Below are 13710 nucleotides of genomic sequence, written 5' to 3' on the forward strand. Positions count from 1 at the left end.
CCACCCGTGCAGCCGCGGCGGGCCCACTTCTCTTCGCGCCCCGCATTGGCCAGGATGGACGCCTGGGTGGCGAGGGAAGGACGTCCATGGCGACGGTGCGGGACGAAGCCGACGCGCGGAAGCAGCTGCGCAAGGAAGACCGGCTCACGGCGAACGAGCCACGGGAGACCGCGGCGGACGTCGCGAAGCCCGACGGCGGCGGCTCGGCCGCGCTGGTCGCGGACGCCGGCCTCATCGCGCTGGACTACGACCAGGTCGAGCAGGCCAAGGCGGCTCTCGACGAGCGTTCGCGCGCGCTGTCGGCCCACCTCGCCGCGGCCGCCGAGCTGAGCACGCCGCTGACCGACGGCCACGGCCCGGTGGCGCACTGGATGCGCCGCTCGTTCGGGCTCCGGGGCGGCACGGACCCCGGTGGCGTGCAGGCCACGCTGCGGTCGTACCTCGACGAGCTGGCTTCGCTGCGGCAGGCGCTCGACACCGTCGCCACGACGCACCACCGCAACGACGACGAGGCCGCCGAGGTCCTCCGGGCGGGTGAGCGCGATGCCTGAGTTCCACTCCACGCACCACCGGCCGACCGCGCGGGAGAGAAGAAAAGCGCGCCGCGTCCGGCGGCAGAAGGAGGTCAACGGCCGCGAAGCGTCGTTCGGCCGGATCCACTGGGACAGCTACGACCACCGCGAACTGTGGGACATGATCCAGTCGGCCGACCCGCCGAAGCTGGGCGAGCAGGCGCACCGGTGGGCCGAGCTGGCCAAGGGTCTCGACACCGAAACGGCCGAAGTCCACAAGCTGGTGCAGAACCTGCTGCTGTCGTGGCGCGGCCCGTCGGCGGTCCAGGCCGCGGATTCGATCGGCAAGCTGACCGGCTGGGCGAGCACGGCGAGCTCGAACGCCCGCGAGATCGGCGACGGCCTCGACGCGTACACCTCGGCGATCGGCGAAGCGCGGGCGAAGATGCCGAAGCCCGTGCACTACTGGGCCGAGCACTGGTTCCAGCAGGGGTACGCCGTCAAGCGGCTCGACGGGCCCGAAGGCCGCTACCTGCTGAACGAGCTGCTCGACGACAAGCTCCCGACCAAGAAGCAGGCGGACGACGCCAAGGCCGAAGCCGTCCGCGTGATGGAGCAGTACGAGAGCGCGAGCCACGACGTGCGGCACCGCCTGCCGACGTTCGACGCGGCACCGCAGGTCAGCGCGACCGGCGACGTCGTCCACCCGGTGCCGCCGCGGGACCCGGACCACGGCCCCGGGTTCGAAGACCCGCCCGCGGATCCGCGCGTTCCCGGCACCGCTCCGGAGGACGCGACGTCGACGGCGTCCGCCGTGCCGGTGGCGCTCACCGGAGCCGGGCTCCCGGGCGCGCTGGACGGCGTGATCGGGCCGGGCGGTCCGACGACGACGGGTGCCGCCGGGCCGGGCTTCCCCGGCCTGATCGGTTCCGGGACGCTCGGCGAAGGCGGCCAGGCCGGGTCCGGCCGCTTCGGCGCCGCCGGGACGTCCGGCTTCGGCCCCGGCGCGGCGGGCGGCCGCGGCACCGCGGGCGGGTACGGCATGTACCCGCCGGGCCAGGGCGCGCGGCGCGAGGAGGACACCGAGCACCGCGACAAGTACGCGGCGGGCTACGACCTGCTCGACGACCTCCCGCCCGCCTACCCGCCGGTGTTCGGCGAATGACCGGCTTCCACGCCGACCCGGCCGCCCTCGACGCCCTCGCGCGGCGGCTGTCCGACACGTCCGCGGAGTACGCGGCCGCGGTGCCCGACCTCGACGTCGGCGACCTCGGGCCGCCGGCCGTGTCGGACGCGCTCGCCGCGCTCGCGCTTGAGTGGACGGGCCGGATCCGGGGCGTGCACGAGGATTTCGCCGCGTCGGCGGAGAGCGTCCGGGCCGCGGCGAAGGCCTACCGCACCACCGACGCGGCCGCGGCCGAGGAGCTGGGCCGATGACCGACTTCCGCGGCCTCGGGTTCGACCCGGTACCCGGCAACCCCGACACCGCCGCCGAAGCAGCCCGCCGCTGCACCGGAACAGCCGCCCGACTGCGCGAAATCCAGCCCCCCGGCGACATTCCCGAGTGGGCCGGGCTCACCGCCACACCGGACGTCACGGACACGGCCGACGACCTGGGGCGAACCGATGACTGACTTCCGCGGCCTCGGCTTCGACCCCGTACCCGGCAACCCCGACACCGCCGCCGAAGCAGCCCGCCGCTGCACCGGAACAGCCGCCCGACTGCGCGAAATCCAGCCCCCCAGCGACATTCCCCAGTGGGCCGGGCTCGCCACCACACCGGACACCACGGACACGGCCGACGACCTGGGGCAGACCGATGACTGACTTCCGCGGCCTCGGCTTCGACCCGGTACCCGGCAACCCCGACACCGTCGCCGAAGCAGCCCGCCGCTGCATCGCAACAGCCGCCCGACTGCGCGAAATCCCGCCCCCCAGCGACATTCCCGAGTGGGCCGGCCCTTCCGCGCAGGCCCACGCCGCGCGCGCGGGCCGGGCCGCGGCCGGGCTCGCCGCCACACCGGACGCCATGGACGCGGCCGCCGCGGTGCTCGACGACTGGGCCGGAACCCTGGTCGCGCACCACCGCCGTGCCGAAGAACTCGACGTCCGGGCCGGTGCCGCGCGCCGGGCCGTAGTCGGCGCCGAAGACGACGTCGAGCGCGCCGAAACCGAAGCGCAGTTCTCGCCCACCGGCGCCGGGAACCTCACGGCGGCCCGTGCCCGGCTCTCGCAGCGGCGCCAAGACCTGGACCGCGTGCTGGCCGAAGCCCGCGACCTCGAACGCGCCCACGCCGCGGCCGCCTCCCGGGTCGCCGGGCAGCTGCGGGCCCTCGGGGACGGCGCTCCCCTCCCGGCCGCGCCCGATTTCCGGGGTCTGGCCACGCATCTGGAGTCGTTCTCGGCCGCCGGGCGCGAGCTGGGCGTTACCATCGCGCGGACGCCGGTGCACCCGGTGACACCGCCGCCGGGTGCCGTGTCCGCGTTCGCCGCCGCGCTGGGTGGCCGGTGAAACTGCCCGCCGTACCGGGGATCACCCCGGTGACCCTGGACTCGGTCGAGCGCACCACGGCCGAGCTGCACGCGCTCATGGCGCGCCTGCGCGGCCCCGACGCCGCCCGCGACCTCGGTCTCGAAGCGGCCGCCGTGCAGTCCGCCGAGATCGCCCACGAGCAGCGGGCGGGCCTGCTGGCGCTGGTCGAGCACCACGACGCGGACCCGGCGCTGCTGATCGCCGGCGTCGTCCCGGTGGACGTCCCGCTCGAAGAAGCCGCGGACCTGCGGCACTTCGTCGCCGACACGACCCCTGGCCTGCGCGAGGTGAGCAGCGCGCGGACCGGCCGCGGCTACCCGGTGGTGATCGTCGAGCGGATCGGCCTGTCCGGCGCGCAGCTGCAGGCCCTCGTGCTCGACCCGGACCGCCCGCGCGCGGCGGTGTTCACCCTGCACTCCCCCGGCGGCCGGGGCTGGCTGGAGGTCGCCGGGCTGGCCGGGACGCTCGTGGCCGGCGTCGACCTCACCCCCGCAGCGCCCGCTCCCGGTATTCGCGCGGGGTCTGCCCGGTCGCCCGGCGGAACGTCCGCGAGAAGTGCGGGGCGCTGGTGAACCCGCAGTCCCGCGCCACTTCCGCGATTCCCCGGCCCGCCTTGGCCGGGTCGGCGAGCACGGCTTTCGCGCGTTCGACCCGCAGGCCCTTGAGCCGTTCGGAGACGCCTTGGCCGTCGTCGAACAGCTGGTACAGCCGGCGCCGGGAGATGTACAGCGCTTCGGCGATCTTGTCCGCGGTCAGCGACGGGTCGGCCAGGTGCGCGCGCATGTACTCCAGCGCCTCGCGCCGCCGGGCGGCGAGCGCGTCGACGCGGTCGAGCTCGACGCGCAGCGCGCTGCGCAGCACCAGTTCGGCCAGACCCAGCAGGTGGTGGGCCAGCCCGTGCGGGTCGAGCCGCGGCCCGGCCGCGAGCACGTGCGCCACCGCGCTCGCGAACAGCGCCCGCAGCGGCGCGTCCACCTCGACCGGCCGGAACATCAGCGGCCGCAGCTCGGCGAACGAGATCGACAGCTTCGCCGCCGCGACCGTCAGCATGACGACCCCGCGGTCCGCGGGCAGCAGGTGCAGCGTCGCGTCGGCGAACGTCAGCTTCGCACCCGACCCGGCGACCGCCTTCGGCACCGGGCAGCGGAGCAGCAGCTGGATGTCTTCGGGAGCACCGGCGGCGCCGCCCAGGATCGCCGCCCGCGCCGCCGCCGCGCCGGAAGCGCGGACGACGAGGTACCCGCTCGCGGGTACGTCCACCGGGTACGGCTCGGCCATCGGCACCATCGTGCCCGACGGCGGCCGCCCACGACGGGAAGGGGGACCGTGGCGCGCCGCACCACGACGGCGGCGGGGGTAGTCCTGTCGCATCTGGAATTCGATCTCCTCTGGGCGGACCTGGGACCGGGCGGGCCGCCACCGCACCCGTTCGACGTGCCCGCCCACGGCCGCACCCACGCCGAGCGCGACGACCTGGGCGTCCGCGTCTTCGCGAGCCTCGCCGAAGCGGGTCTCACCGACGGCGACGACGTCGCGCCGGAGCTGGCGGACCTGTTCACGGTGCTGGGTTCGCCGACGCTGAGCGTCGACGCGCTGGTGCTCGGGGAAGCGCCCTGGCGGCTGCTGGCGGCGGTCCGGGACGCGGCGGGCGTGCTCGCCGTGCTCGACGAACGCGACCTCGTCCTCGAGCCGGTCCGCCCGGACGGCCTGGTACCGGCGGTCGTGCGGATGCTGGGTGAGCAGCCGGCGGGCCCGGGCGACCAGCTGCGTCTGCCCCGCGCGGCGTACGCGGCGGCGATGGACGCGTACGCGCGTAGCGGGTACGACGCGTTCGAGCGGGCTCTGGGCGCGGCGGGGATCACCGGGCGGGCGGTGCGCCCGCTGGCGACGTTGGCGACGTCGGAGCGCTACGCGGCGGGTCAGCTGGGCGCGTCCGGCCCGGCAGGACGGCCGCCGGTCCTGGCCTGGTTCGACACGGCGGCGGGCCGCTACGCGGTGACCCCGGAGGACGCGGGCGGCGAGCCGTGGGTGATGGTCACCCCGGCGGACAGCGCGTGGCTCGCGGACCGCCTCACCCGCATGCTCGAGGCCGCCGGCATGTCATGAAAGGGTCGTTCATCTCGCCAGACGACATGAACGACCCTTTCATGACGTTTCACGGCGTCGCCCAGGTGACCGGCGTGAAGTCCTCCTCGGCTTCCGGTCGCGGCCGGATCACCGGCCCCGCCACGAACCCCTCCTCCTCCACCGGCCGAGCCCCGATCCGCGGCCCGTCCACGCCGACCGGCAGCAACTCCCCCAGCAACTCCCGCCCCTGCCGCAACGCCGCCACGCCCGCCTCCGCCGCCAGCCGCCGGATCGTCCCCGCCAGCTCCCCCGGCGCAACGTCCAACGCCCACCGCTCGAACCGCAGCTCCACCAGCGCCCCGTGCAGGTCCACCACCAGCGCGACCCCGTCCCCGCACGCCTCGGCCCGGATCGCCGCCAGCCTCGCGCCGTACTCCGGCCCAGGCTCCGCGAAGGCGTCCTCGATCAGCTCCACCGTCGTCCGTTCCCCGCTCACTGCGCCCGCCAGCTCTCCGGCGTCGTCGCCTCCGCGTCCTCGCCCGCCGCCGGGAGCCCGAGCCCGTCGGCGCTGTGCCACAACGACGCCGTCGCGCGGGCCGAAGCCGCCGCGGTCAGCAGCAGGATGCGGCGGGCCAGCTCGTCCGGTGCCAGCCGCAGCGCCGCGGCCTCCAGCGTCAGCTCCTGCAGCGCCCCGCCGGGCGCGACCTCGACGGCGACCGTCCGGTCGGCGGCTTTTCCGGTGATCACGGGTGCACCCCTCCGTAGAACGTCGACGCCGAGAGCGTGTGCGTGTTCCGGCGGACGGCGTCCCCGGAGTTGCCCTCGATCATCGTGACCTTGTTCCCTTCGACCTTCTCGACGATGCCGATGTGCGTGCTCGTCGACGTGTTCTGCGGCCCGGTGCCGAAGATCAGCACGTCTCCCGGCCGCGCCTCGTGCAGCGAGTGCTTGCCGTACGCGTGCCCGTTGGCCTGTCCCCAGTGGAAGACGTCGCCGCTGAACGGCAGCACCGGGATCTTCACGCCCGCCTTGCGCCACATCGCGGTGGCGAACGACGAGCACCACGCGGCGGTCGGCCCGTACGGGTTGCGGTTGCTGCCCGGCGGGTTCTCCCGCGTGCCGAGTTCCTTGCGCGCGGCGTGCACGATCTCCTTGCCCCGCCCGGAAACGTGGCTCGCGTGCGTCGTCTTGTCCCCCACGCCGTCGTGGGTGAGGTCCTTCCGCAGCGCGTTCAGCTTCTTCGCCGCGGCTTCGAGTTCGGCGTGGACGTGCCGCAGCGTCGACGCGGACTGCCGCGTGTAGTGCGGCGCCAGGTCCGCGACGTGCCCGACGGCCCGCATCAGCGCGGCTTGCGTTCCCGTGGCCACACCCGCGTCCAGGACCTGCTTCGCCCTGGTGGTGTACTCGTCGACCAGCCGCTGCACGGCGGTGTGCCCGCCGTCCACTGTGGACGCGACGTGCGCGACGATCTTCTCCGCCGCGGCGCCGGCCGCGCCCGTGACCTTCAGTTCGTTCGTCAGTTTCGCGCTGGTGCGGCGGAACCCGTCGGCGCCGTGGCCGTGCCAGTGGCCGAGGACCACGGCGCTTTCCCTGTGGTACGCGTCGTGCTGGTCGTCCAGCGCCGTGGCCACCTGGTGCAGGGCGTATTCGGCGCGGACGGCGTCCTCGGCCTTGCCGGCCAGCTTGTTGCGGTGCGCGATCAGGTCCTTCGCGAAGGAGCGCGCGAGTGCGGCGGTGTCCATGTCAGCTCCGTCGGACGTCGGTGAGCGCGGCCGCGGTGGCCGTTTCGTGGTCGCGGTAGGTCCTGGCGGCCTTCCGCGCGGCCTCGGCCAGCCCGTCGGCGTGCGTGCCGACGCCCTTGACCTGCCGCTGCAGGGCCAGCCCGAAGCCGGCCAGCGCGCCGGCGAACCCCGACTCCCTGCCGATCCGGCCGAAGCTGTCCTCCGCGATGTCCCGGACGTCCCGCAGCCGCCCGGTGGCGCCGCCCAGCGCGTCCGCGACGTGCCGGGTCCGCCGGACGTAGCCGTGCAGCACGTCGTCGTCCACTTTCAACGCCCCGCCACCGCTCTGCGCGTGCGGCTTGCCGTGGTGCTCGGTGACGTCCTTCGCGGCTTTGCGCGCGGCCGCGAGGTGGTCCTTGTAGGCGCCGTTCGTGTAGGTCGACCAGGGCGTGAAGTCGTGCCCGTCGCGGGAGATGCTGTTGGCGACCCGGGCGTTGGTGGCCGGGTCGAACAGCTGGTCGTTCGACTTCAGGTGGTACTGGTGGCGCCGCTGCGGGCCCAGCGCGCCCAGCATGTTGATCTGCCAGAGGCCGTAGGAGTTGTCCGGCGGGGTGGCGTTGTGCGCGGTCGTCCGCCCGCCGGACTCGGCCAGCGCGACCGCCACCGCGGTGGTGAGGCCCTGACCCCGGAACCCGGCCGCGTAGGCGTGCCGGGCGATCTGCTCGGCGCTCAGCTTGGTCATGGTTCGACCTTGACCGCCTGGGTACCCCTTGCGGTAGCCGCGCTGCACGCTGGGACAACCCGCGTGCACGCCCGGCGCAGGACCTTCGGCGAGGGGATGGCGGATGCGCGGCAGCGGAGTGCTGGCCCTGCTGGGGCTCACGCTGGTCACGGCGGCGTGTTCGGCACCGCGCACGACGACGCCGGGCCCCATCGCCGAACCGGTGCCGCGGACCCGGCCCACCACCCCCACCGCGACCGCACCGCCGTGCGCGGTACCGACCGGCGCCTGCGTGAGCCGGGTGCAGCGGCTGGCCTGGCTGCTGCGCGACGGTCACGTGGTCCGCGGCCCGGTCCCGGCCGGGTTCGGCCCACCCGATCAGGCGACGCCCGCCGGGTCGTTCCACGTCGTGTGGAAGGACCGCGAGCACCACAGCCGCGACTACGGCACCGACATGCCCAACTCGGTCTTCTTCGCGGCCGGCGGCATAGCCTTCCACGCGGGACCGCTCGACGCGCCTTCGCACGGCTGCGTCCACCTCACCGACGCCGATTCGGCGGCGTTCTTCGACGGCCTGAACGTCGGGGACGCGGTGGAGGTCCGGTAGTCTCCGTCCCCGGTGGACACTTCATCCGTCATCTCCCGCTTGCGCGCCGCCGGCTGTGTGTTCGCCGAAGACGAGGCCGCGCTGCTCGTCGACGCCGCGACGACGGCCGCCGAGCTCGAGTCGCTCGTCGCGCGCCGGGTCGCCGGGCTCCCGCTGGAACACCTGCTCGGCTGGGCGGAGTTCCACGGCCTGCGCGTCCGCGTGCGGCCCGGGGTGTTCGTCCCCCGGCACCGCACCGGGTTCCTGGTCGACGTCGCCGTTTCGCTCGCCCCGCCGGATCCGGTGGTGCTCGACCTGTGCTGCGGATCCGGGGCGCTCGGCGCCGCGTTCACGGCGGCGCGGCGGCCGCGTGAGCTGCACGCCGCGGACGTCGAGCCCGCCGCCGTCGCCTGTGCCCGGGAGAACCTGCCGGGCGCGTCCGTGCACCAGGGCGATCTCTACGACGCGCTGCCGCCGTCACTGCGCGGCCGGGTCGACGTCCTGCTGGCGAACGTCCCCTACGTGCCTTCGGACGCCGTCGCGACCATGCCGCCCGAAGCGCGGCTGCACGAACCGCGCGTCGCCCTCGACGGCGGCCCCGACGGCCTCGACCTCGCCCGCCGGGTCGCGGCCGGCGCCCCGGCCTGGCTGGCGCCGGGTGGCACGCTGGTGGTGGAATCGAGCGAACGGCAGGCGCCGGTGCTGGCGGGCGTCTTCACGGCGGCCGGGCTGACGCCGGCGGTGCACTCCGCCGACGAGCTGGGCGCGACCGTCGTCAGCGGTACCCCGAAGGTGTGACCTCACGTTCCGGCGGCCCCGGACGTCTTCAAGGTGTGATCGTGAAACCGTTCGAGCAGATCGTGGCCGAGCACGGGCCGATGGTGCTCCGCGTCTGCCGGGCCGTGCTCGGCCCCGCGGACGCCGAAGACGCGTGGTCGGAAACCTTCCTGTCGGCGTTGAAGGCGTACCCGGAGCTGCCGGCCGACGCGAACGTCCAGGCGTGGCTCGTCACGATCGCGCACCGCAAGGCCGTCGACGTCATCCGCGCGCAAGCCCGCCGCCCGCTCCCGGTCGGCGACATCCCGGACCGGCCGGGTAACGCGGAGACGTTCACCGGCGACCTGTGGGACGCGCTGGCGAGATTGCCCGACAAGCAACGCCTCGCCGTCGCCTACCACTACCTCGCCGGGTTGCCGTACCGCGAGATAGCGGAGATCACCGGCGGCACGACGGACGCCGCGCGCCGGGCCGCCGCCGACGGCGTCAAGGCGCTGCGCGCCACTTACCCCTTGGAAGGAGCGCACTCATGACGGACATCATCTTCGCTGCTCCGGAGCTGTACCAGCTCGACCCGAACCCGATGCACGCGAAGCTCGTCGCGGCCGCCGACCGCGAAGGCCTGCTGGACGTCGCCTACCGCACCCTCGACACCCCGGTCGGCTCGCTGCTGCTGGCCGCGACGAAGCAGGGCCTGGTCAAGGTGGCGTTCGACCGCCAGGACCACGACGCGGTGCTGGCCGAGCTGGCGTCGCTGATCAGCCCCCGCATCCTGCGCGCCCCGGCCCGCCTCGACCCGGTCGTCCGCCAGCTCGACGAGTACTTCACGGGCGGCCGCCACACCTTCGACGTCCCCCTCGACTTCCGCCTCGCCCGCGGCTTCCGCCTGTCCGTGCTGGAGCACCTGCCGGAGATCTCCTACGGCCACACGGAAAGCTACGCCCAGGTCGCGGCGGCGGCGGGCAGCCCGAAGGCGGTCCGCGCGGTCGGCACGGCGTGCGCCCTGAACCCGCTGCCGGTGGTGGTGCCGTGCCACCGGGTCGTCCGCTCGGACGGCTCGTACGGCCAGTACGCGGGCGGCGAGGAAGCCAAGCGGCTGCTGCTCACGATGGAAGCGGCTTGAGCTTCCGGTCCAGCAGCTTGAACAGCGCCGCGAACACGAGCCCGAGCTTCCCCGCGTCGAGGAACGGGTACGGGTACCAGTGCGTGAACGCGCCCTGGACGAAGATGTAGCCCAGCGACAGCAACGGCCAGGCAAAGGCCCAGCCGACGGTCCCCCAGGTCAGCCGCGGCCTGGGACCGAGCAGCAGCCAGGCCGGCACCGTCGCCCACGGCGAGACGCAGTGGAACCCGATCGTCGCGACCAGCGCGGCCCCCGTCAGGTGCACCTGCGGGGCGAGGACGATCGCGTACACCAGCCCGGTGATGAGGAAGCCGAGCAGCGAGTCCAGCCGGACAACCCGCCAGCCGCGGCCGTCGGCGAGGGGCCGCACGGTCAGCACGACCGCGACGGCCAGCACGAACAGGTTGCTCTCGATCGTGAAGTAGCTGAACAACCGCCACAGCCGGTGAACAGGAGGACCAGCTGGATGACCAGCGCTAGTGCGAGCGGCATCCTCTTCGCAGATCCGATCTCACGTTTCACCCGCCCGGAACGTCTACCTGGTATGAGCACTTTCGAGAAACGCGTCGCCGCGGCGGACTGGGCCGCGGTGGCGGCGGAGGTCGACGACTACGGCTGCGCGCTCCTGCCTCAGCTGCTCACGCCGGCGGAATGCGCGGAACTGGTGGCGCTCTGGGACAAGCCGTCACACTTCCGGGCGACGGTGAACCTGCGCCGTCACCGCTTCGGGGACAACGGCGACTACCACTACTTCGCCGCGCCGTTCCCGGAGCCGGTCCAGCGGCTGCGGCAGGCGCTCTACCCGAGGCTGCTCCCGATCGCCCAGGACTGGTACGCACGACTGGGCCGGGAAGCCGAGTGGCCGTCCACATTGGACGAGTGGCTGGCGATCTGCCACGCGGCGGGTCAGCGGCGCCCGACCCCGATCCTGCTGCGCTACGAGACGGGCGGCTGGAACGCGCTGCACCGGGACCTCTACGGCGACAAGGTGTTCCCGCTGCAGGTGGTGATCAACCTGAACGACCCGGGTACCGACCACACCGGCGGCGAGTTCCTCCTGGTGGAGCAGCGCCCGCGAGCCCAGTCGCGCGGCACGGCGACGCTCATCCCGCAGGGCCACGGCCTGGTGTTCACCACCCGCGACCGCCCGGTCCGCTCGGCCCGCGGCTGGTCGGCGGCCCCGGTCCGCCACGGCGTCTCGGCGGTCCGCTCGGGCCGGCGGCACACCCTCGGCCTGGTCTTCCACGACGCGGCATGACACCCCGCGAACTGGCGGCCCTGGTGCGCTTGATCGGCCCGGCCCGCCACATCGTGCTCGGCACCGCGGCCGACCCGGTCTCGCGCGCCGACGGCGAGCGGATCGCCGAGGCGTGGGGCGGCCTGGTGCTGGCGACGGTGACCTGGCCGGAAACGGCGGCGTCGTGGCTGCGCCAAGCCCGCCGCTTCGCCGCCCCGGAGCCGGACGTCTGGGTCGTCAGCGCGACCCCGGCGGGCTGGGCCGGCATGGCGCGGCGGCTTCGGCTCTCGACGTCCTGGAGTCCACACCGGACACTCACCACCTCCGCCCTCGCGGACTTCGCCCTGCCCGGCCTGCGCGGCACCCGGCCGGACGGCACAACCTGGGAGACCTGATGAAGCACCTCGAAGCCGATTCCCCGATCGGCCCCCTGACCCTCGTCGGCACCGGCGACGTCGTGACGGGCCTGTACTTCCCGAACCACTGGACCCGCCCGGACCGCACCGCGTTCGGCGAGCGCGACGACACGGCGTTCCCGGAAGCCGTCCGCCAGCTGAAGGAGTACTTCGCCGGCCAGCGCACGACGTTCGACGTCGCGACGCGGGCGGACGGCCCCGCCTTCGACCGCGCGGTCTGGGCGGAGATCGCCAAGATCCCGTACGGCGCGACGGCGACGTACGGCGACCTGGCCCAGGCGGTCGGCGGCCTCCCCCACGAGGTCGGCGCGGCGGTGGGCCGCAACCCGCTGAGCATCCTCGTCGCGTGCCACCGGGTGGTCGGCAAGAACGGCAAGCTGACGGGGTACGCGGGCGGCCTGAAGCGGAAGGAGTTCCTCCTGGAGCTGGAACGCCCACCGGCGGCCGAACGCGGCCAGCTCTGGTGATCAGACGTGGCCGAGCAGCATGCTCACGCCGAGCCCGGTCATGGTCACGGCGATCACGACGTCGAGCACGCGCCACGCGACGGGCTTGGCGAACACCCCGGCCAGCCGCTTCGCTCCGAACCCGAGCGCGCTGAACCAGACCGCGCTGGCGATCCCCGCCCCCACCCCGAACAGCCACCTCCCATCACCGTGCGCGACGGCGACCGAGCCGAGCAGCAGCACGGTGTCGAGGTAGACGTGCGGGTTGAGCCAGGTGAAGGCCACACAGGCGAGCACGGCCTTCCGCACCGGCGTCCGGTCGTCCCCCACCGTCATTACGGACGGCCGAAACGCCCGCCGAGCCGCCAGAACGCCGTACCCGAGCAGGAACACCCCACCGCCCACGGCGGTGACCCCGATGGCGGCCGGCCACCGCTCCAGCACGGCGCCGATCCCGCCCACCCCCAGCCCGATCAGCACCAGATCAGACCCGGCGCAGATGACGACGAGCGGCGCCACCACACCGCCGCGCAAGCCTTGCTGCAGGAGGAAGGCGTTCTGCGACCCGATGGCGACGATGAGCGAGAGCCCGGTCCCGAACCCGGCCAGGAGGAGCGTGAGCACACCCTTACGGTATGACCGTCCTCCTGGATCACTCCAGCTAAAGATTATTACGTAACATTAGCGCTCGTGATGTCCGACCTCCCGCTCGACCAGGTCCGCACCCTGCTGGCCGTAGTGGACGAGCAAAGCTTCGACGCCGCGGCGGCGGTCCTGCACGTAACCCCGTCGGCGGTGAGCCAGCGCATCAAGTCCCTGGAGCAACGCACGGGCCGCGTCCTGCTGCTGCGCACGAAGCCGATCCAGCTGACCTCGTCCGGCCAGGTCCTGATCCGCTTCGCCCGCTCGCTGGCCCAGCTGGAGCAGGACGCCCTCGCCGAACTGGGCCTCGGCTCATCCGTCCGCACCCTCTCGATCGCGGTGAACGCCGACTCCCTGGCCACCTGGTTCCTCCCGGCCCTGGCCAAGGTCCCCGACGGCAGCTGCTTCGACCTCCAGCGCGAAGACCAGGACCACACCGCGGCCCTCCTCCGCGAAGGCCTGGTGATGGCCGCGGTAACGGCTTCCCCGCAACCGGTCCAAGGCTGCACCTCGGTCCGCCTGGGCCGCATGCGCTACCGGGCCATGGCCTCCCCGGCCTTCATCTCCCGCTGGCTCTCGGACGCTCCCCTGCCATCATCCCTCCCGACGGCCCCGGTGATCGTGTTCGACCGCAAGGACGACCTCCAGGACCGCTTCCTCCGCAGCCTCACCCGCCGCCGCAGCTTCACCCTGGTCCGCCACCACATCCCAGCCTCGGAGTCCTTCGTCGACGCCGTGGCGGCGGGCTTGGGCTGGGGCATGGTCCCGGAACTCCAGGCCGCCGAGCGGGGCGATTCGCTGGTGGACCTGGCCCCGGACCGGCCACTGGACGTCCCGCTGCACTGGCAGCAGTGGAAGCTGGACTCACCGGCCCTGGCCGCCGTCGCGGCCGCGGTGGCTCAGGGCGCGAAGGAGTCGCTTCGCTAGCA

23 protein-coding genes are annotated in these 13710 nt (G+C 73.8%); 16 read left to right on the plus strand and 7 right to left on the minus strand.

Features of this window, described 5'->3' with window-relative positions; all coding sequences use genetic code 11:
* The first annotated feature begins 86 nt into the window (after positions 1 to 86).
* Genes EIY87_RS10980 through EIY87_RS11010 form a run of 7 tightly spaced genes read left to right on the plus strand, consistent with a single transcriptional unit; the run spans position 87 to position 3617 of the window.
* On the plus strand, positions 87 to 551 hold the full coding sequence (locus EIY87_RS10980; RefSeq protein WP_125307589.1) for a hypothetical protein: 465 nt from the start codon (positions 87 to 89) through the stop codon (positions 549 to 551).
* On the plus strand, positions 544 to 1677 hold the full coding sequence (locus tag EIY87_RS10985; RefSeq protein WP_125307590.1) for a PPE domain-containing protein: 1134 nt from the start codon (positions 544 to 546) through the stop codon (positions 1675 to 1677). The genes EIY87_RS10980 and EIY87_RS10985 overlap by 8 nt, the downstream gene beginning before the upstream one ends.
* The gene (locus EIY87_RS10990) at positions 1674 to 1949 is read left to right on the plus strand and encodes a hypothetical protein (protein WP_125307591.1); all 276 of its coding nucleotides are present in this window, start codon (positions 1674 to 1676) and stop codon (positions 1947 to 1949) included. Before EIY87_RS10985 ends, EIY87_RS10990 begins: the two co-directional genes overlap by 4 nt.
* Positions 1946 to 2146 carry a hypothetical protein gene (locus EIY87_RS10995; protein ID WP_125307592.1) on the plus strand — a complete coding sequence of 67 codons (201 nt, stop codon included), beginning with the start codon at positions 1946 to 1948 and terminating at the stop codon, positions 2144 to 2146. Before EIY87_RS10990 ends, EIY87_RS10995 begins: the two co-directional genes overlap by 4 nt.
* Positions 2139 to 2339 (plus strand): hypothetical protein, encoded by a 201-nt coding sequence (locus EIY87_RS11000; RefSeq protein WP_125307593.1) that lies wholly within the window; start codon positions 2139 to 2141, stop codon positions 2337 to 2339. Before EIY87_RS10995 ends, EIY87_RS11000 begins: the two co-directional genes overlap by 8 nt.
* Complete coding sequence (locus EIY87_RS11005) at positions 2332 to 3024, plus strand: hypothetical protein (protein WP_125307594.1); 693 nt, start codon at positions 2332 to 2334, stop codon at positions 3022 to 3024. Before EIY87_RS11000 ends, EIY87_RS11005 begins: the two co-directional genes overlap by 8 nt.
* Positions 3021 to 3617, plus strand: a complete 597-nt coding sequence (locus EIY87_RS11010; protein WP_125307595.1) for a hypothetical protein — start codon at positions 3021 to 3023, stop codon at positions 3615 to 3617. The genes EIY87_RS11005 and EIY87_RS11010 overlap by 4 nt, the downstream gene beginning before the upstream one ends.
* Here the strand turns inward: EIY87_RS11010 and EIY87_RS11015 are convergent.
* Positions 3529 to 4323 (minus strand): helix-turn-helix transcriptional regulator, encoded by a 795-nt coding sequence (locus EIY87_RS11015; protein WP_125307596.1) that lies wholly within the window; start codon positions 4321 to 4323, stop codon positions 3529 to 3531. The genes EIY87_RS11010 and EIY87_RS11015 overlap by 89 nt on opposite strands.
* A 48-nt stretch (positions 4324 to 4371) precedes the next feature.
* On the opposite strand from EIY87_RS11015, the gene EIY87_RS11020 reads away from it, so the two are divergent.
* The gene (locus EIY87_RS11020; RefSeq protein ID WP_125307597.1) at positions 4372 to 5151 is read left to right on the plus strand and encodes an ESX secretion-associated protein EspG; all 780 of its coding nucleotides are present in this window, start codon (positions 4372 to 4374) and stop codon (positions 5149 to 5151) included.
* A 49-nt stretch (positions 5152 to 5200) separates the two neighbouring features.
* Here the strand turns inward: EIY87_RS11020 and EIY87_RS11025 are convergent, their stop codons facing one another.
* From EIY87_RS11025 to EIY87_RS11040, 4 genes are read right to left on the minus strand one after another with little or no spacing between them, the layout of a single operon-like run.
* Complete coding sequence (locus tag EIY87_RS11025; RefSeq protein WP_125307598.1) at positions 5201 to 5608, minus strand: hypothetical protein; 408 nt, start codon at positions 5606 to 5608, stop codon at positions 5201 to 5203.
* Positions 5605 to 5859 carry a YbaB/EbfC family DNA-binding protein gene (locus EIY87_RS11030; RefSeq protein ID WP_125307599.1) on the minus strand — a complete coding sequence of 85 codons (255 nt, stop codon included), beginning with the start codon at positions 5857 to 5859 and terminating at the stop codon, positions 5605 to 5607. The genes EIY87_RS11025 and EIY87_RS11030 overlap by 4 nt, the downstream gene beginning before the upstream one ends.
* On the minus strand, positions 5856 to 6854 hold the full coding sequence (locus tag EIY87_RS11035; protein ID WP_125307600.1) for a CHAP domain-containing protein: 999 nt from the start codon (positions 6852 to 6854) through the stop codon (positions 5856 to 5858). Before EIY87_RS11035 ends, EIY87_RS11030 begins: the two co-directional genes overlap by 4 nt.
* 1 nt (position 6855) lies before the next feature.
* Complete coding sequence (locus EIY87_RS11040) at positions 6856 to 7575, minus strand: transglycosylase SLT domain-containing protein (RefSeq protein WP_125307601.1); 720 nt, start codon at positions 7573 to 7575, stop codon at positions 6856 to 6858.
* A gap of 103 nt (positions 7576 to 7678) precedes the next feature.
* On the opposite strand from EIY87_RS11040, the gene EIY87_RS11045 reads away from it, so the two are divergent.
* Genes EIY87_RS11045 through EIY87_RS11060 form a run of 4 tightly spaced genes read left to right on the plus strand, consistent with a single transcriptional unit; the run spans position 7679 to position 10040 of the window.
* Entirely contained in the window at positions 7679 to 8161 is a 483-nt protein-coding gene (locus EIY87_RS11045) for a L,D-transpeptidase (RefSeq protein ID WP_125307602.1), read from the plus strand.
* A gap of 12 nt (positions 8162 to 8173) precedes the next feature.
* Positions 8174 to 8938, plus strand: a complete 765-nt coding sequence (locus EIY87_RS11050) for a putative protein N(5)-glutamine methyltransferase (protein WP_125307603.1) — start codon at positions 8174 to 8176, stop codon at positions 8936 to 8938.
* Positions 8939 to 8973: 35 nt separating this feature from the next.
* Positions 8974 to 9450: an RNA polymerase sigma factor gene (locus EIY87_RS11055; RefSeq protein WP_125307604.1), complete on the plus strand. Its 477-nt coding sequence runs from the start codon at positions 8974 to 8976 to the stop codon at positions 9448 to 9450.
* Positions 9447 to 10040: a methylated-DNA--[protein]-cysteine S-methyltransferase gene (locus EIY87_RS11060; RefSeq protein WP_125307605.1), complete on the plus strand. Its 594-nt coding sequence runs from the start codon at positions 9447 to 9449 to the stop codon at positions 10038 to 10040. Before EIY87_RS11055 ends, EIY87_RS11060 begins: the two co-directional genes overlap by 4 nt.
* Here the strand turns inward: EIY87_RS11060 and EIY87_RS11065 are convergent.
* On the minus strand, positions 10021 to 10473 hold the full coding sequence (locus tag EIY87_RS11065) for a Pr6Pr family membrane protein (RefSeq protein WP_125307606.1): 453 nt from the start codon (positions 10471 to 10473) through the stop codon (positions 10021 to 10023). The genes EIY87_RS11060 and EIY87_RS11065 overlap by 20 nt on opposite strands.
* Positions 10474 to 10584: 111 nt before the next feature.
* Here EIY87_RS11065 and EIY87_RS11070 point away from each other — a divergent pair, with 111 nt between their 5' ends.
* Genes EIY87_RS11070 through EIY87_RS11080 form a run of 3 tightly spaced genes read left to right on the plus strand, consistent with a single transcriptional unit; the run spans position 10585 to position 12160 of the window.
* Complete coding sequence (locus EIY87_RS11070) at positions 10585 to 11298, plus strand: 2OG-Fe(II) oxygenase (RefSeq protein ID WP_125307607.1); 714 nt, start codon at positions 10585 to 10587, stop codon at positions 11296 to 11298.
* Complete coding sequence (locus EIY87_RS11075) at positions 11295 to 11672, plus strand: type 1 periplasmic-binding domain-containing protein (protein ID WP_125307608.1); 378 nt, start codon at positions 11295 to 11297, stop codon at positions 11670 to 11672. Before EIY87_RS11070 ends, EIY87_RS11075 begins: the two co-directional genes overlap by 4 nt.
* Positions 11672 to 12160, plus strand: coding sequence for a methylated-DNA--[protein]-cysteine S-methyltransferase (locus tag EIY87_RS11080; protein ID WP_125307609.1), 489 nt, complete (start codon positions 11672 to 11674; stop codon positions 12158 to 12160). The genes EIY87_RS11075 and EIY87_RS11080 overlap by 1 nt, the downstream gene beginning before the upstream one ends.
* Here EIY87_RS11080 and EIY87_RS11085 read toward each other — a convergent pair whose 3' ends face one another.
* Positions 12161 to 12763 carry a LysE/ArgO family amino acid transporter gene (locus tag EIY87_RS11085; protein ID WP_125307610.1) on the minus strand — a complete coding sequence of 201 codons (603 nt, stop codon included), beginning with the start codon at positions 12761 to 12763 and terminating at the stop codon, positions 12161 to 12163.
* A gap of 69 nt (positions 12764 to 12832) precedes the next feature.
* Here EIY87_RS11085 and EIY87_RS11090 point away from each other — a divergent pair, with 69 nt between their 5' ends.
* A complete protein-coding gene (locus EIY87_RS11090) occupies positions 12833 to 13708 on the plus strand; it encodes a LysR family transcriptional regulator ArgP (protein ID WP_449657942.1) in 876 nt (291 codons plus the stop codon).
* The last annotated feature ends 2 nt before the right edge of the window (positions 13709 to 13710 follow it).

Source organism: Amycolatopsis eburnea (assembly GCF_003937945.1).
Lineage (GTDB): Bacteria > Actinomycetota > Actinomycetes > Mycobacteriales > Pseudonocardiaceae > Amycolatopsis > Amycolatopsis eburnea.

Coding starts and splice junctions, on each gene's coding strand:
- EIY87_RS11040 (WP_125307601.1), bottom strand. CDS start 7,575: ATGACCAAGCTGAGCGCCGAGCAGATCGCCCGGCACGCCTACGCGGCC.
- EIY87_RS11005 (WP_125307594.1), top strand. CDS start 2,332: ATGACTGACTTCCGCGGCCTCGGCTTCGACCCGGTACCCGGCAACCCC.
- EIY87_RS11075 (WP_125307608.1), top strand. CDS start 11,295: ATGACACCCCGCGAACTGGCGGCCCTGGTGCGCTTGATCGGCCCGGCC.
- EIY87_RS11090 (WP_449657942.1), top strand. CDS start 12,833: ATGTCCGACCTCCCGCTCGACCAGGTCCGCACCCTGCTGGCCGTAGTG.
- EIY87_RS10980 (WP_125307589.1), top strand. CDS start 87: ATGGCGACGGTGCGGGACGAAGCCGACGCGCGGAAGCAGCTGCGCAAG.
- EIY87_RS11035 (WP_125307600.1), bottom strand. CDS start 6,854: ATGGACACCGCCGCACTCGCGCGCTCCTTCGCGAAGGACCTGATCGCG.
- EIY87_RS11045 (WP_125307602.1), top strand. CDS start 7,679: ATGCGCGGCAGCGGAGTGCTGGCCCTGCTGGGGCTCACGCTGGTCACG.
- EIY87_RS10995 (WP_125307592.1), top strand. CDS start 1,946: ATGACCGACTTCCGCGGCCTCGGGTTCGACCCGGTACCCGGCAACCCC.
- EIY87_RS11060 (WP_125307605.1), top strand. CDS start 9,447: ATGACGGACATCATCTTCGCTGCTCCGGAGCTGTACCAGCTCGACCCG.
- EIY87_RS11080 (WP_125307609.1), top strand. CDS start 11,672: ATGAAGCACCTCGAAGCCGATTCCCCGATCGGCCCCCTGACCCTCGTC.
- EIY87_RS10990 (WP_125307591.1), top strand. CDS start 1,674: ATGACCGGCTTCCACGCCGACCCGGCCGCCCTCGACGCCCTCGCGCGG.
- EIY87_RS11000 (WP_125307593.1), top strand. CDS start 2,139: ATGACTGACTTCCGCGGCCTCGGCTTCGACCCCGTACCCGGCAACCCC.
- EIY87_RS10985 (WP_125307590.1), top strand. CDS start 544: ATGCCTGAGTTCCACTCCACGCACCACCGGCCGACCGCGCGGGAGAGA.
- EIY87_RS11015 (WP_125307596.1), bottom strand. CDS start 4,323: ATGGCCGAGCCGTACCCGGTGGACGTACCCGCGAGCGGGTACCTCGTC.
- EIY87_RS11070 (WP_125307607.1), top strand. CDS start 10,585: ATGAGCACTTTCGAGAAACGCGTCGCCGCGGCGGACTGGGCCGCGGTG.